Origin of the sequence: Dryocola clanedunensis (assembly GCF_038405435.1) — a bacterium.
In the GTDB taxonomy this organism is placed as follows: Bacteria; Pseudomonadota; Gammaproteobacteria; order Enterobacterales; family Enterobacteriaceae; genus Dryocola; species Dryocola clanedunensis_A.
Genome location: NZ_JBBYHZ010000196.1, coordinates 1 through 541, shown reverse-complemented (window position 1 = coordinate 541; position 541 = coordinate 1). Strand labels below are relative to the sequence as shown.

General features: G+C 63.8%; 1 protein-coding gene. It reads left to right on the top strand.

The features are described 5' to 3' along the window. The coding region (locus tag AAE045_RS24195) for a TonB-dependent receptor domain-containing protein (RefSeq protein ID WP_455549837.1) at positions 1-541 on the top strand (541 nt) is incomplete at both ends.

Here is a 541-nt window from a genome sequence, read left to right as displayed (position 1 = left end):
AGAAGGACAATGTCGCCGAGCTCGATGACTCGGTGCCGGCCGCCTCGCTGCCCGATGGCAGCAGCGCCTACCATTCCACCGGCAAGGGCAACAAGGTCAAGGGCTGGGAACTGGAAGCCCAGGGCAGCCTGACCGCGAACTGGAACCTCTCGGCCGGTTTCGCGCACACCACCATCCGCAACCAGGCCGGCGTGGCGCAGAACACCACCAACCCGGTGGACACCTTCCGCCTCAACACCAGCTGGCGCCCGAGCGGTGAGTGGAACCGCCTGTCGCTGGGCGGTGGCGTGACCTGGCAGAGCCGGATCTACCGCACCAGCACCAAGCCGCGCGCGGATTACGCGACCAGCGGCCGTACCGAATCGGCGTTGATCACCCAGGACGCGTTCTACCTGGTGAATGTGTTCGCCGGCTACCGCTTCAACGACAACTTCTCCGCGCAGCTCAACGTCAACAACCTGCTCGACAAGAAGTACTTCAGCAACGTCGGTTTCTACAACGGCGTGTACTGGGGCGAACCGCGCAACGTGATGTTGAACCT